10 protein-coding genes and 1 pseudogene are annotated in these 14,869 nt (G+C 67.0%); all 11 read left to right on the forward strand.

Features of this window, described 5'->3' with window-relative positions:
* Positions 1–8 precede the first annotated feature (8 nt).
* The 11 genes and pseudogenes from ACLP9N_RS06460 (at position 9) to ACLP9N_RS06510 (ending at position 14,817) form a co-directional block, all read left to right on the forward strand.
* A pseudogene (locus tag ACLP9N_RS06460) lies at positions 9–1,182 on the forward strand (cupin domain-containing protein).
* Entirely contained in the window at positions 1,169–2,140 is a 972-nt protein-coding gene (locus tag ACLP9N_RS06465) for a hypothetical protein (protein ID WP_442406602.1), read from the forward strand. Before ACLP9N_RS06460 ends, ACLP9N_RS06465 begins: the two are co-directional and overlap by 14 nt.
* A 91-nt stretch (positions 2,141–2,231) precedes the next feature.
* A complete protein-coding gene (locus tag ACLP9N_RS06470; protein ID WP_442406603.1) occupies positions 2,232–3,743 on the forward strand; it encodes a PPE family protein in 1,512 nt (503 codons plus the stop codon).
* A 192-nt stretch (positions 3,744–3,935) separates the two neighbouring features.
* A complete protein-coding gene (eccA, locus tag ACLP9N_RS06475) occupies positions 3,936–5,822 on the forward strand; it encodes a type VII secretion AAA-ATPase EccA (RefSeq protein ID WP_442406604.1) in 1,887 nt (628 codons plus the stop codon).
* Complete coding sequence (gene eccB, locus ACLP9N_RS06480) at positions 5,819–7,417, forward strand: type VII secretion protein EccB (RefSeq protein ID WP_442406605.1); 1,599 nt, start codon at positions 5,819–5,821, stop codon at positions 7,415–7,417. The genes eccA and eccB overlap by 4 nt, the downstream gene beginning before the upstream one ends.
* The gene (eccCa, locus tag ACLP9N_RS06485) at positions 7,414–11,406 is read left to right on the forward strand and encodes a type VII secretion protein EccCa (RefSeq protein ID WP_442406606.1); all 3,993 of its coding nucleotides are present in this window, start codon (positions 7,414–7,416) and stop codon (positions 11,404–11,406) included. Before eccB ends, eccCa begins: the two co-directional genes overlap by 4 nt.
* 5 nt (positions 11,407–11,411) lie before the next feature.
* Positions 11,412–11,720: a PE family protein gene (locus tag ACLP9N_RS06490; protein WP_442406607.1), complete on the forward strand. Its 309-nt coding sequence runs from the start codon at positions 11,412–11,414 to the stop codon at positions 11,718–11,720.
* Positions 11,721–11,722: 2 nt separating this feature from the next.
* A complete protein-coding gene (locus tag ACLP9N_RS06495) occupies positions 11,723–13,264 on the forward strand; it encodes a PPE family protein (protein WP_442406608.1) in 1,542 nt (513 codons plus the stop codon).
* Between the two features lie 27 nt (positions 13,265–13,291).
* Complete coding sequence (locus ACLP9N_RS06500; RefSeq protein ID WP_442406609.1) at positions 13,292–13,585, forward strand: WXG100 family type VII secretion target; 294 nt, start codon at positions 13,292–13,294, stop codon at positions 13,583–13,585.
* A 30-nt stretch (positions 13,586–13,615) separates the two neighbouring features.
* On the forward strand, positions 13,616–13,906 hold the full coding sequence (locus ACLP9N_RS06505; protein WP_442406610.1) for a WXG100 family type VII secretion target: 291 nt from the start codon (positions 13,616–13,618) through the stop codon (positions 13,904–13,906).
* A 32-nt stretch (positions 13,907–13,938) separates the two neighbouring features.
* Entirely contained in the window at positions 13,939–14,817 is an 879-nt protein-coding gene (locus tag ACLP9N_RS06510) for an ESX secretion-associated protein EspG (RefSeq protein WP_442406611.1), read from the forward strand.
* Positions 14,818–14,869: the final 52 nt, after the last annotated feature.

Here is a 14,869-nt window from a genome sequence, read left to right on the forward strand (position 1 = left end):
TACTAACTTTGAGGAGGGTTACCGTCGAGTCCTCCCTAGCCTGGTTGCCTCAACCGCTCGCGGTGCAGAGCTTTCTTGACACGGTATGGGGCGCAACGCATTACCACGTCAAGCGAGGCTGCGCGGGCTACTTCGACAGTCTGCTGAACGGGCCATCGGCGGTTGAGGAACTCTTGGAGTGTTTTCGGCGCGAGCCGTCGGCGGCGGTGCGCCTGGTGCGAGGGAACGACAAAAAGGACCCTGACGCCTACCGGCTTGCCGATGGCAGTCTCGACCTTGTCCGCGTCCGCAACGACTTTGCCGACGGGTACACCATCGTTCTGGACAACGTCGAGCGGTGTGTGCGCACGATTGGCTCGTTGTCCCACTCCATCGAGGTTGAGCTGAACTTCCCGACACAGGTCAACGCATACGTCACGCCACCCGAATCACGCGGCTTCGTCCCCCATTACGACGAGCACGACGTGTTGATCCTTCAGGTCCAGGGATCCAAGACCTGGCATCTGTACGACGTCGACGTACCGCCTCACGAGATGGAGCGCCGAGAAGCGGTCGATGCGGCGGGGCTTCCGTCGCCAATCGAGCTGCGCCTGGAAGCCGGCGACGTGCTGTACCTGCCATGCGGCCGAGTTCATGGGGCCGAAACCGACTCGGAGGCATCACTGCACCTGACCGTCGGAATTCATGCGCCCACCGTGCTCACGCTGATGATCCGGGCACTGCATTCGCTGAGTCTCCGGGGTGACCGCGTCCACACCCGTCTGCCGCCGCGGTATCTCGATGACCCGGGCATACGTGCGGGCCTGGAAGCACCCGAGCGTCATCGCGGAAAGTCTGGACGCATTGGAGGATGCCCTGGTGCGGCGCGGCCGATGCCCACCGGTCGGGCAGATCTCGGACACCGTTGGAATCGACGGACAAACACTGGTGGTGAAGTACCAACCGCTCTATTCGCGGGTAAGCGCGGTTGCCGGAGGCGTTGTGTTGCAGTTTGCTCAATTGTCGATACACGGCGATGCCGGCCACGAAGCCGCGATGCTGTTCCTCTCGACGAGTACCGAGCCCTTCCGGGTCCGCGACCTGCCCGGGTTGCATACGGCACAACAGACGGAGCTGGCGCGAACGCTGATCGTGGCCGGATTCCTTGTCCGGCTGCCCGACGACTCTGATGCAGCTCGCTGACCTGGCCCGCTGGACGCCGGTCAGGCTCGACTTTTCCGGGCGCGTGCCGGCGGTCGACTGGGCCGATCTGTCGGCGGAGCGCTTCGTCGAACCATTCTTCGACCAGACCGTCGCGCGCTGGGCGTCCGCTCCGCATGCCCGGCCGCTCGTCAGGACTGGGCTCGAAGCGCTCGTCGCTCTCGATGGCGAGCCGTCGCTCGAGCCCGCGGGCATGATCTTTCACCTCTCGCGGTGCGGATCTACGCTCGTGTCCCGGCTGCTGGGCACACTTCCCGGCGTCGTCGTGCTCGCCGAGCCGACGCCGCTCAACGCGCTCCTCGGACTCGATTCCGATCGGGTCGACGAGGCCGCGCTGGTCGGGGCTGTGCGGCTTCTGGTCCGGGCGCTCGGCCGATGCCGGCACGGCGACGAGCGGTGGTTGGTGCTCAAGTGCTCGAGCTGGAACATCCGCCGTCGGGCGGTTCTCGCCGCCGCGTTTCCCGAAACGCCCTGGGTCTGGGTGCAGCGCCACCCGGCGCGCGTCCTGGCCTCGCTGCTTGCCGAGCCGCCCGGCTGGCTCGGGCTGCAGGCCGAGCCCACTCGGGCGGCGCGGCTTTTCGGCTTCGATCCGGCCGTCGGTCCGGCCACGGCCCCGGCCATGACACGTGCCGAGTTCGCGGCCCGCGCGCTCGGTGCGATGCTGGAGGCCGCCGCGAGAGATCCGGCTCGGCGCCTCTGCATCGACCATGCCGACCTGCCCGCCGCGGTGTGGGGGCGCGTCGTCCCGCATTTCGGGCTCGAAGCAGATTCTGCGGCAATCGAACTCATGACCGCGGAGTCTCGGTTCTATGCCAAGGATCCAGCACCCCAAGTCTTTGCCGGCGACGCCCCGTGTCGCCGCCCGATGACCGACGCGATGCGGCAGGCCGCTCAGCGCTTCGCCGAGCCGGGCTATCGCGCGCTCGCGCCACACGGATAGCGCTTCGCGGGGGAACTTTTCGATGCCGCGCCGCGACTATTTATTGAGTCCGATATGAGTTCGACCGCCCAACAGCGAAGGAAGCCTGACAATGACCGCGCCGATCTGGATGGCCTCGCCGCCGGAGGTGCACTCGACGTTGCTGAGCAGCGGTCCGGGACCAGCGTCGTTGTTGGCTGCGGCTGGCGCGTGGAATTTGTTGAGCGCCGAATACGCATCGATCGCAGAGGAACTCACCGCAGTGCTGGGGGCGGTGCAGGCCGGGGCATGGCAGGGGCCGAGCGCGGAGTCGTATGTGGCCGCGCACGTGCCGTATTTGGCGTGGTTGATGCAGGCCAGCGCCAACGCCGCGACAGCGGGCGCCCAGCACGAGACCGCGGCCGCGGCCTACACCGCTGCGTTGGCGGCGATGCCCACGCTGCCTGAGTTGGCCGCTAACCATGCCGTCCATGGGGTGTTGGTGGCGACGAATTTCTTTGGGATCAACACCATTCCGATCGCGCTCAACGAGGCTGACTACGTGCGGATGTGGGTCCAGGCTGCCATCACGATGGTCACCTATGAAGCGAACGCCTTTGAAGCGCTCGCCGCCACGGAGCTGTCAAAGGCCGAGAGCAGCCCGTACTGGCCGCCGAACATCGTGAAACTGGCGAGGGAATATTCGCACGGCGGAGTAGGCCTTCCACCCGGTACCAAAACAATTATCGACAATGACAGCGGCACCCCACACGAGCTGGCCTGGTGGACCAATCGGGTCACGGAAATCACCGATACCTTGGGCAGGGACTTTGGCGAGATTCTCCAAGATCCACAACAAGGAACCGTGCAGCTGCTGACCGATGTTGTGCAACTTACGCTCGACGAGTCCGGCCACGCGATCGAGGCTTACCAGGCATTCCCCTTGCAATTCGACGCGATTGCGCTCGGCACGCTGCTCGCCACCCCCGCACCGTTGGGCGGGTTCGCGGGGATGGCCGCACTCGCAGCGATCCAACAACCCGTCGAGGTGGCGGCATCAGCCGCGCCGATCCCGGCAGCCGCGCCCGGCCCGCCAACCGTTCTCAACTCAGTCGTGAGCCCTGCCCCGGCGCCTGCCCCAGCTCCTGCTCCCGCTCCCGCTCCGGCTGCGGCGGCAACTCCGGCCGCCGTACCCGCGGCCGGCGCGCCACCGCCTCCCGTCGGCCCCGGAGGTTTTGGCTTCCCCTACTTAGTGGGTCTTCCCCCCGGGTTGGGCTCGTCCATGAGCACCAGCGCCAGTGCCGGTGCCAAGAAAAAGGCGCCCGAGTCCGATACGGCCGCCGCGGCGGTCACGGCGGCCGCGGGGGAGCAGGCGCGCGACCGGCGGCGCCGGCGGGCGAAGCTGCGCGGGCACGGCCACGAGTTCATGGATATGGATGTCCAGGTCGATCCGGACTGGGGTGAGGCGGGGACGGAGTCAGTCGCGTCAACACGGGCCTCGGGTCAGGGCGCGGGAACCATGGGCTTTGCCGGAACGGCGCGAGGGGACGCGACCGTCTCTGCGGCGGGGTTGGCCACACTGGCCGGCGACGGGTTCGGCGGGGGACCCTCGGTGCCGATGGTTCCCGGCACCTGGGAAAGCTGAACACCCGGCTTTGCTAATGAAAATCATATTCAGTAAGCTTCACTGCTTAGTGGAGTCTGCCGTGGTCAGCGCTGTCGGGAGGGCTGTGGAGTCGCGAGTAGATCGAGGTCAGGCGCCTCGACAACTAGCTTAGGCAATGCTAACTTCAGCGGGTTAGGTTAGGGGACGCTATGTACGGGAGACAATGCAGCTGTGGAACGCGGTGACATCGGCATGCTCGCAGCTCAGCCACGCGCATCCAGGGTTGACGGCAGGGTAGACGGAGACGTCGTCAGCCGATTCGCCACCTGTTGCCGTGCGCTAGGCATCGTGGTCTATGACCGTCAGCGTCCCGCCGATTTGGCCGCCGCCCGGTCGGGTTTCGCCGCACTCACCCGCATCGCCCATGACCAGTGCGACGCGTGGACCGGGCTGGCCGCCGCCGGCGACCTGTCCACCCCGGTGCTGGAAGCGGCTTCGCGCACTACGGCCACGGCGGGCACGTTGCAACGGCGGGTGGAATTGGCGCCCGAGGCGTTGGGATTCCTTTACGACACCGGACTGTACCTGCGCTTTCGGGCGACCGGCCCGGACGACTTCCACCTCGCCTATGCGGCGGCGCTGGCTTCGACGGGCGGAGCCGAAGATTATGCCCGAGAATTTGAAAAAGCCGACCAACTTGTCTCCGGCATCAGGCAGCGCCGCCCGAGCTGGCGCGAAGCCCGGTGGATCGCAGTCGTCGTCAACTACCGGGCGCAGCGCTGGTCGGACGTCGTCAAGCTGCTGACCCCGATCGTCAACGACCCCGACCTCGACGCAGCTTTCACCCACGCGGCCAAGATCACCCTGGGCATCGCGCTGGCTCGCTTGGGCATGTTCGCGCCGGCGCTGTCGTATCTCGAGGAGCCCGACGGCCCGGTCGCGGTGGCGGCGGTGGACGGCGCACTGGCCAAAGCCCTCGTCCTGCGCGCGCACGTCGACGAGGAAAGCGCCGAGGAAGTCCTGCAGGATCTCTACGCGGCCAACCCCGAAAACGAGGAGATCGAGCACGCGCTGTCGGATACCAGCTTCGGGCTGGTCACCACCACGGCCGACCGCATCGCGGCGCGCACCGACCCGTGGGATCCCGAAACCGAGCCCAGCCCAGGCGAATTCGTCGACCCCGGAGCCCAAGAGCGCAAGCGCGCACTGCTGGCAGAAGCCGAACGTGAGCTGGACGAGTTCATCGGCCTGGACAAGGTCAAGGACCAGGTGGCGCGGTTGAAGAGCGCGGTGGCGATGGAACTGGTGCGAAAGCAGCGCGGACTGGAGGTGGCGCAGCGCACCCACCACCTGGTCTTCACCGGGCCGCCCGGAACCGGCAAGACCACCATCGCCCGCGTCATTGCCAAGATCTATTGCGGTCTAGGCCTTTTGAAGAAAGAGAACATTAGGGAGGTGCACCGCGCCGACCTGATCGGCCAGCACATCGGGGAGACCGAGGCCAAGACCAACGCGATCATCGACAGCGCGCTGGACGGCGTGCTGTTCCTCGACGAGGCCTACGCATTGGTTGCCACCGGCGCCAAAAACGACTTCGGACTGGTCGCCATCGACACGCTGCTGGCGCGGATGGAAAACGACCGGGATCGGCTGGTCGTCATCATCGCCGGATACCGCGCCGACCTGGATCGATTCCTTGACACCAACCAAGGTCTGCGGTCGCGGTTCACTCGCAGCATCGACTTCCCGTCGTACAAGCCGGCTGAGTTGATCGAGATCGCGAACTTCATGGCCGGCAAGCGCGACAGCGTCTTCGACCAGGCGGCCCTCCACGATCTCGAAGCGTTGTTCGCGCATCTGGCCAGTACTTCGAAGCCCGACGCGACCGGGGTGGAACGTCGCGGCCTGGATATCGCCGGCAACGGCCGGTTCGTCCGCAACGTCGTCGAAAAGTCGGAAGAGGAACGCGAATTCAGACTGGACCACTCCGCGCACGCCGAAACCGGCGAATTCACTGACGAGGAACTGATGACGATCAACGCCGGTGACGTCGGCAACTCGGTCGAGCCGCTGCTGCAAGGCCTTGGTCTCTTGCAAGGCCTGTTGGAGCGGGCATGACGAGCCCGGAGTCGCAGGACCAACGACGCTCGTTCGCGTCGCGTACCCCCGCCAACGACAACCCCGACAAGGTCGTCTATCGGCGCGGCTTTGTCACCCGACACCAGGTGACCGGCTGGCGGTTCGTGATGCGCCGGATCGCCTCCGGTATCGCCCTGCACGACACCCGAATGCTGGTCGACCCGTTGCGCACTCAGTCGCGTGCGGTGTTGATGGGTGTGCTCCTCCTGGTCACCGGCTTGGCGGGCTGCTTCGTGTTCTCCTTCATCCGGCCCAGTGGATCGGCGGGCAACAACGCGGTGCTGGCCGATCGGTCGACCGCTGCGCTATATGTGCGGGTCGGTGACGAGCTGCATCCGGTGCTCAACCTCACGTCGGCCCGGCTGATCGTCGGCCAGCCGGCTAACCCCACCAGCGTGAAAAGCAGTGAGCTGAACCGATTTCCGCGCGGCAACCTGATCGGCATTCCGGGTGCACCGGAGCGGATGGTGCAGAACACTTCGCGTGACGCGGACTGGACGGCCTGTGATGGCGTCAGCGGGACCTCACGGGCGGCGCACAGCACCGGCGTCACCGTGATCGCCGGACCGCTTGACAACCGCGGCGCCCGGGCGGCTGCCCTTGACTCGGAACACGCGATCCTGGTCGACTCCCCAACTGAGCAGGGCACCAGCACCTGGCTGCTCTGGGACGGCAAGCGCAGCCAGATCGACCTGGCCGATCACGCCGTGACCAGTGCCCTCGGCCTGGGATCGGAGGCGCCCGCGCCGCGGCCCATCGCGCAGGGCCTGTTCAACGCGATACCGGAGGCTCCCCCGCTGACGGCGCCGGTGATCCCGAACGCCGGTGCCCCCGCGAGCTTTTCGGTTCCCGCTCCGATCGGGGCGGTAGTGGTGTCGTACGGCTTGGAGCCGCGGGACAAGACCTCATCCGACACCGTGCGGTATTACGCGGTGCTCCCCGACGGCCTGCAGCCCATCTCACCGGTGCTGGCCGCGATCTTTCGCAACACGAATTCCTATGGCTTGCAACAGCCGCCGCGGCTGGCCGCCGACGAGGTCGCCAAGTTGCCGGTGTCGCGGCTGCTGGACACCGCACGTTACCCCGGCCAGCAGGTCGGCCTCGTCGATGCGGCCCGCGATCCCGTCACGTGCGCGTTCTGGAGCAAGCCGGCCGGAGCTGCCACCAGCACCCTGAGCCTGCTGTCCGGCTCGGCACTGCCGGTGCCCGAGGGGGTACGCGCCCTCGACCTGGTCGGCTCGGCCAACGGCGCGACCCGGGTCGCGCTGCCGCCCGGCACCGGTTACTTCACCCAGAGTGTGGGCGGCGGTGCGTCTGCGCCTGCCGCCGGATCGCTGTTTTGGGTCTCCGACACCGGAGTGCGCTACGGCATCGATACCGAAGCCGACGGACACGGGAAAACCATTGAGGCCCTTGGCCTGAAGGAGCCTGCGGTTCCCATCCCGTGGTCGATACTGACGCTGTTCGCCACCGGCCCGACGCTGTCGCGCGCCGACGCGCTGCTGGCACATGACGGCTTGCCCCCCGACACCAGGCCGGCTCGCCCCGTATCGGCCGAGGGAGGAGCCCGATGAGTCGGCTGATCTTCGAAGCCCGCCGACGGGTGCCGCCACCAAGCACGCGCAAGGGCAGCATCACCATCGAGGCGCCGCCGGAGCTACCCCGCGTCATTCCGCCGTCGCTACTGCGGCGTGCGATGCCCTACCTGATCGTGATTCTGATCGTCGGCATGATCGTCGCGTTGGTCGCCACGGGGATGCGGGTGATCTCCCCACAGACGCTGTTCTTCCCGTTTGTGTTGCTGCTGGCGGCAACCGCTCTCTATCGCGGCAACGACAACAAGATGCGCACCGAAGAGGTCGACGCCGAACGGGCCGACTACCTGCGCTACCTGTCGGTGGTCCGGGACAACATCCGGACCCAGGCCGCCGAGCAGCGCGTGGCCGCACAGTGGTCTCATCCGGACCCGGCGATGCTGGCATCGGTACCCGGATCCCGCCGCCAGTGGGAACGTGACCCGCACGATCCGGACTTCCTGGTGCTGCGGGCCGGCCGCCACTACGTGCCGTTGGCCACCGCGTTGCGGGTCAACGACGCCGCCGACGAGATCGATCTGGAACCCGTGTCGCACAGCGCATTACGTAGCCTGCTCGACACCCAGCGCACCGTCCGTGACGTGCCGACCGGAATCGACCTGACCAAGGTGTCGCGCATCACGGTCCTGGGTGAGCCAGATGAGGTGCGCGCGGCAGTGCGCGCCTGGATCGCGCAGGCGGTGACCTGGCACGACCCGACCGTGCTCGGGGTGGCGCTGGCCGCCCGTGATTTGGAGGGCCGGGACTGGTCGTGGCTGAAGTGGTTGCCGCACATCGACATTCCCGGCCAGCTCGACGGCGTCGGCCCGGCCCGTTACCTGACGACCGACCCCGACGAGCTGGTCTCGCTGCTGGGCCCGGCGCTGGAAGACCGCCCGCCGTTCACCGGTGGACCGGCAGATGCGTTGCGGCACTTGCTGATCGTCGTCGACGATCCCGACTACGAGATCGATGCCTCCACCCTGGCGGTCGGCCGGGCCGGCGTGACGGTCGTGCATTGCTCCACCACGGCGCCGCACCGCGAACAATATTCGGATCCCGAGAAGCCGATCCTACGGATCGAGCGCGGTGCGATCCAACGCTGGCAGACGGACGGCTGGCTGCCCTACATCGACGCCGCCGACCGACTCGGCGCCGACGAGGCCGCGCATCTGGCTCGGCGGCTGTCGCGATGGGACTCCAACCCGACCCACGCCGGGCTGCGCTCGGAGGCCACCCGCGGCGCTACCTTCCCCACGCTGCTGGGTATCCCGGACGCCTCGCAACTGGACGTGCCGGCGCTGTGGGCGCCGCGTCGCCGCGACGACGAATTGCGCGTTCCGATCGGTGTCACCGCGACCGGCGAGCCGCTGATGTTCGACCTCAAGGACGAGGCCGAGGGTGGGATGGGTCCGCATGGCCTGATGATCGGCATGACCGGTTCCGGGAAGTCGCAGACCCTGATGTCGATCCTGTTGTCGCTGTTGACGACTCACTCGGCGGACCGGCTGATCGTCATCTACGCCGACTTCAAGGGTGAGGCCGGCGCCGACAGCTTCCGGAACTTCCCGCAGGTCGTCGCGGTGATCTCGAACATGGCCGAGAAGAAGTCGCTGGCCGACCGGTTCGCCGACACGTTGCGCGGCGAGGTGGCGCGGCGCGAGGTGCTGCTCCGGGAGGCCGGCCGCCAGGTTCAGGGCAGCGCCTTCAACTCGGTGACCGAGTACGAGAACGCGATCGCGGCTGGACATGACCTCCCGCCGATCCCGACGCTGTTCGTGGTCGCCGACGAGTTCACCCTGATGCTGGCGGATCACCCGGAATACGCGGAACTGTTCGACTACGTGGCACGCAAGGGCCGCTCGTTCCGGATCCACATCCTGTTCGCGTCCCAGACGCTGGATGTCGGCAAGATCAAAGACATCGACAAGAACACCTCCTACCGGATCGGGTTGAAGGTGGCCAGCCCCAGCGTTTCCCGTCAGATCATTGGCGTGGAGGATGCCTACCACATCGAATCCGGCAAAGAACACAAAGGCACGGGCTTCTTGGTGCCCGCCCCCGGCGCGACGCCGATCAAGTTCCGTAGCACCTATGTCGACGGCATCTACGATCCCCCACAAATTGCTAAAACCGTTGTCGTGCAATCTATTCCGGAGCCGAAGCTATTCACCGCCGCGGCGGTGGAGTCGGAGCAGTCCACGGTCATATCCGACGGCGCGGACGACGAATCGGCCCGTCCGCCGCGCAAGCTGATCGCGACCATCGGAGAACAGCTGGCGCGCTACGGGCCGCAAGCCCCGCAGCTATGGCTGCCGCCGCTCGACGAGCCGATCCCGCTGACCACTGTGCTGGCCCGGGCGGCGATACCGCAACGGCACTGGCGTTGGCCGCTCGGCGAGATCGACAAGCCATTCGAGATGCGCCGCGATCCGCTGGTGTTCGACGCGTCGTCGTCGTCCGGGAACATGGTGATCCACGGTGGCGCCAAATCGGGCAAATCGACCGCGCTGCAAACATTTATCCTGTCGGCGGCCAGCCTGCACTCGCCGCGCGACGTCACGTTCTACTGCCTGGACTACGGCGGTGGGCAGCTGCGGGCGCTTCAGAATCTGGCGCACGTCGGCAGCGTCGCGTCCGCGCTGGAACCCGAACGCATCCGCCGCACCTTCGGCGAGCTGGAGCAACTGCTGCTGTCCCGCCAGCAGCGTGAGACATTCCGGGACCGGCCCGCGGACCGTCAGGGCAACGGCCATCGCACTGCGGCTGCTGACGACGGCTTCGGCGAGGTGTTCCTGGTCATCGACAATCTCTACGCCTTCGGCCGCGACAACACCGACCAGTTCAACACTCGTAATCCCTTGCTGGCCAAGGTAACCGAGCTGGTCAACGTCGGTCTGGCGTATGGCATTCACGTAATCGTCACCACCCCGAGCTGGCTGGAGGTGCCGCTGGCGATGCGCGACGGCCTGGGGCTACGACTCGAGCTCAGACTGCACGACGCGCGTGACAGCAATGTGCGGGTGATCGGCGCCCTGCGCCGGCCGGCCGAAGCCGTCCCGCACGACCAGCCGGGCCGCGGATTGACCATGGCCGCTGAGCATTTCCTGTTCGCGGCTCCGGAGCTGGACCAGATTGCCGCGGTCAACGCCCGCTACCCCGGCGTGACCGCGCCGCCGGTGCGGTTGCTGCCCACCAACCTCGCGCCCGCCGCGGTGGGTGCACTCTATCGGGGCCCGGACCGGGTGGTCATCGGCCAGCGCGAAGAGGACCTGGCGCCGGTGCTTCTCGACTTCGCCGAGAACCCGTTGTTGATGGTGTTCGGCGACAGCAAGTCGGGCAAGACCACGCTGCTGCGCCACATCGTCCGCACCATTCGCGAAAACTCGTCGGCCGACCGGGTGGCCTTCACCGTGCTGGATCGCCGGTTGCACCTCGTCGACGAACCGCTGTTTCCCGACAACGAATACACCCCCAACATCGACCGGATCATGCCGGCGATGCTCGGGCTGGCCAACCTCATCGAATCGCGGCGGCCACCGGCGGGATTGTCGCCGGCCGAACTGTCCCGCTGGAGCTACCAGGGCCATACCCACTACCTCATCATCGACGACGTCGACCAGATTCCGGATTCCCCGGCGACGAGCGGCCCGTACATCGGGCAGCGCCCGTGGACGCCGATCATCGGATTACTGGCACAGGCAAGCGATCTGGGACTGCGGGTGATCGTGACGGCCCGCGCCAGCGGTTCGGGGCATTCGCTGATGACCAGCACGTTGCTGCGGCGCTTCAGCGACTTGCAGGCGACCGCGCTGATGCTGTCGGGCAATCGGGCCGACAGCGGCAAGATCCGTGGTCAGCGATTCGGCCGGTTGCCCGCCGGCCGGGCAGTTCTGTTGGACGACAGTGACAGTCCAATGTATGTGCAGTTGGTCAACCCGCTGGCCGATCAGGCGGCGATGGCTAATGAAACGCAACAGGAGGGGTAGTTGTCATGACGTTGCGAGTGGTTCCCGAGGGCCTGGCCGCCACCAGTGCGGCGGTGGAGGCGCTGACGGCACGGCTGGCCGCCGCGCATGCGGCGGCGGCTCCGCTGATTACTGCGGTGATCCCGCCGGCGGCGGATCCGGTGTCGCTGCAGACGGCGGCAGGGTTCAGCGCCCAGGGCCAGGAGCACGCCGCTGTGGCGGCCCAGGGTGTCGAGGAGCTGGGCCGTGCGGGCGTGGGTGTGGGTGAGTCCGGTGCCAGCTATTCCGCCGGCGATGCCGCGGCCGCTGCGACGTATGGGATCGCAGCCGGCTGATTATGACGTTTCCCGTCTGGATGGCTTCGCCGCCGGAAGTGCATTCGGCGTTGCTGAGCGCTGGTCCGGGACCGGGGCCGCTGCTTGCGGCCGCCGGTTCCTGGAACTCGCTCAGCGCCGAATACGCCTCAGCGGCAGCCGAACTCAGTGGCCTCATGGGGACGGTGCAAGCGGGGGCGTGGCAAGGACCGAGTGCCGAGCGGTATGTGGCCGCGCACGCGCCGTACGTGGCGTGGTTGGAGCAGGCCAGCGCCGACAGCGCTGGGGTGGCGGCTCAGCACGAGGCCGCGGCAACGGCGTACACCGCCGCCCTGGCCGCAATGCCGACATTGGTGGAGCTGGCCGCCAACCACGTCATCCACGGGGTGTTGGTGACGACGAATTTCTTTGGGATCAATACCATTCCGATCGCCCTCAACGAGGCCGACTATGTGCGGATGTGGCTGCAGGCCGCCACGACCATGGGTCTTTATCAGGCGGTATCGGGTGCGGCGCTGGCGTCGGCGCCGCGAACCACCGCGGCACCGGTCGTGCTGACACCCGGTGCCGGTGAGGCCGCGGCGACGGCCAACGCGGCCCAGACTGGCGCAGCAGCACCAGCCGCCAATTCGGGTTCGTCGCTGGACAGCTCGAACGTCATCGTCCAGTGGCTGGAGTCCTACGTGAAGGCGTTGCCCGACGGAAACGCGATCTGGAACTTCCTGACGAACCCTATCCCCGAGATTCAGCAGATGATCATTGATTTCTCGACCAACCCGGCGCAAGCCTGGGTCACCTGGGGGCCCTTGCTCTCCGCGCTCGCTTATCAGGCGTTCTGGGAGCCGGTCGGGTGGGGCACGTGGGGGGTCCTGCTGAGCTCGCCCCTGTGGGTGTCGTCGTTGCTTACCGTCGGAGTTGCGATGCTGGGTCTGCTCGGTCTCATCCAACTGGACGTCCTTCCCGACATCGCTCCCGTGGCGGCGCCGGTTGCGGCCGGTGCCGAGCACCATGGCTGGCCCGCCGTCACACTCAGCTCGCCCACGACGACTCCCACTACCGCGCCGGGGTCCCCGGCGACGGTGGCGGGTGCTCCCGCCGGCACCGCGCTAACGGCTCCGACGACTCCGGGTTTCGGCTATGTCGTTAGCGGCATTGACGATTGGGGACCCAGCGTGGGCCCGACGCTCGGTGGCCGCACCGGGGTCAAGGCGCCCGCGGCGACCATCCCGGCCGCCGGTTCGGCGATTGCAACCAGTGCGCGGGCGCGGGCGCAGCGGCGCCGGCGGGCCGCGATGCACGATCATGGCGACGAATACCTGGACATGGACTCCGACGTCGGCGTCGTCCCCGATTACGGCACGCAGGCTTCCGATCAAGGGGCCGGCTCCCTGGGCTTCGCGGGAACCGCGCACAAAGAAGCGGTCGGGCAGGCGGCGGGGTTGACCATGCTGGCCGGTGACGAGTTCGGTGGCGGCCCACGGATGCCGATGGTGCCACGCACCTGGGAACCGGGGAGAGGGGGTGCGGACGGTTTACAAGACAGTTCGCAGCGTGTTGGTGAGTGACCGAAATTCGAAGGGAAAGAACATATTATGAGTCTTCTAGATGCTCACATCCCGCAACTGGTGGCCGCGCAGTCGGCGTTTTCCACCAAGGCGGCGTTGATGCGCAGCACCATCAGCCAGGCCGAACAGGAGGCACTGTCGGCGCAGGGATTTCACGTCGGCGAGGCGTCTGCGGCATTTCAGGCCTCCCACGCCCGCTTCGTTGCGGTAGCCGCAAGGATCAACACCCTGCTGGATATCGCCCAGGCCAACCTCGGGGACGCCGCCGGCACCTACGTGGCCGCCGACGCCGCCGCCGCGTCGACCTACACCGGATTCTGACCCGACCGGTACACCGCGAAAGGACTTGTGATGTCACAGATTATGTACAACTACCCGGCGATGCTCGCCCACGCCGGGGACATGTCGGGCTACGCCGGCACGTTGCAAGGGCTGGGCGCCGATATCGCCAGCGAACAGGCCGCGCTGTCTAATGCCTGGCTAGGCGACACGGGTATGACCTATCAGGTCTGGCAGGCGCAGTGGAACGAGGCTATGGAGCAGCTGGTGCGGGCCTACCAGGCGATGTCCAGCACTCACGAAGCCAACACGTTGGCGATGTACGCCCGCGACGCCGCCGAAGCCGCCAAATGGGGCGGCTAATTCGTGCTTAGACGACTGTAAATGAACGTTAGATGAACGGGGCACCCAACGCCGTCGAGCTGACGGTCGATCACGCGTGGTTCATCGCCGAAACCATTGGGGCGGGCAGCTTCCCGTGGGTGCTGGCGATCACCCCGCCCTACTGCGATGCCGCGCAGCGGGACGCCTTCCTCCAACGTCAAAGGGCCGACCTGATCCGGATGGGCCTGTTGTCCGATGACGGGGGGATCAACCCGGCGGTCGCCGACTGGATCAAAGCAGTGTGCTTTCCGGACCGGTGGCTGGACCTGCGCTACTTGGGCCCCAGCTCGGTCACTGGCGCCGGCGAGCTGCTGCGCGGCATAGTTGCCCAGCGTGGCGCCGAGGACGGCAAGACCGGCAAAACGATTGTCGCGCTGCGCAGCGCGCAGCTGATCACGTTCACCGCAATCGATATCGACGATCCCCGGGCGCTGGTTCCCGTCCTCTGTGTCGGGCTGGCGCAGCGGCCGCCGGCGAGGTTCGACGAGTTCAGCATGCCTACGCGCGTCGGAGCCCGGGCCGACGAGCGGCTGCGCGGCGGCACGCCGCTCTCCGAAGTCCTTGACTACCTGGGGATCCCGGCGTCGGCGCGACCGGTGGTGGAGTCGGTGTTCTCCGGTCCGCGCAGCTACGTCGAGATCGTCGCCGGCTGCCACCGCGACGGGCAGCACGCCACCACGGAGGTGGGGATGAGCATCGTCGACACCGCCGCGGGCCGGGTGCTGGTCAGCCCGTCGCGCGCATTCGACGGCGAGTGGGTGTCGACGTTCAGCCCCGGCACGCCCTTCTCCATCGCGGTCGCGATCGAACAGCTGACCGCCAATTTGCCGGACGGCCAAGGGTTCTCGAGCCGGCGGCGGGCCCGAGACTTTTCTGGCCAAGCGATGTAACAGAAACAATATAGAAAGAGAAACACCATGCCCCAGGATTGGAGCGCCCGGT

Origin of the sequence: Mycobacterium sp., from assembly GCF_052144515.1 — a bacterium.
GTDB lineage: Bacteria > Actinomycetota > Actinomycetes > Mycobacteriales > Mycobacteriaceae > Mycobacterium.

Excerpts from the sequence above, each read along its gene's own strand:
- ACLP9N_RS06495 (WP_442406608.1), top strand. The coding sequence starts at position 11,723 with ATGACGTTTCCCGTCTGGATGGCTTCGCCGCCGGAAGTGCATTCGGCG.
- ACLP9N_RS06505 (WP_442406610.1), top strand. The coding sequence starts at position 13,616 with ATGTCACAGATTATGTACAACTACCCGGCGATGCTCGCCCACGCCGGG.
- eccCa (WP_442406606.1), top strand. The coding sequence starts at position 7,414 with ATGAGTCGGCTGATCTTCGAAGCCCGCCGACGGGTGCCGCCACCAAGC.
- eccB (WP_442406605.1), top strand. The coding sequence starts at position 5,819 with ATGACGAGCCCGGAGTCGCAGGACCAACGACGCTCGTTCGCGTCGCGT.
- ACLP9N_RS06490 (WP_442406607.1), top strand. The coding sequence starts at position 11,412 with ATGACGTTGCGAGTGGTTCCCGAGGGCCTGGCCGCCACCAGTGCGGCG.
- ACLP9N_RS06470 (WP_442406603.1), top strand. The coding sequence starts at position 2,232 with ATGACCGCGCCGATCTGGATGGCCTCGCCGCCGGAGGTGCACTCGACG.
- ACLP9N_RS06510 (WP_442406611.1), top strand. The coding sequence starts at position 13,939 with ATGAACGGGGCACCCAACGCCGTCGAGCTGACGGTCGATCACGCGTGG.
- ACLP9N_RS06465 (WP_442406602.1), top strand. The coding sequence starts at position 1,169 with ATGCAGCTCGCTGACCTGGCCCGCTGGACGCCGGTCAGGCTCGACTTT.
- ACLP9N_RS06500 (WP_442406609.1), top strand. The coding sequence starts at position 13,292 with ATGAGTCTTCTAGATGCTCACATCCCGCAACTGGTGGCCGCGCAGTCG.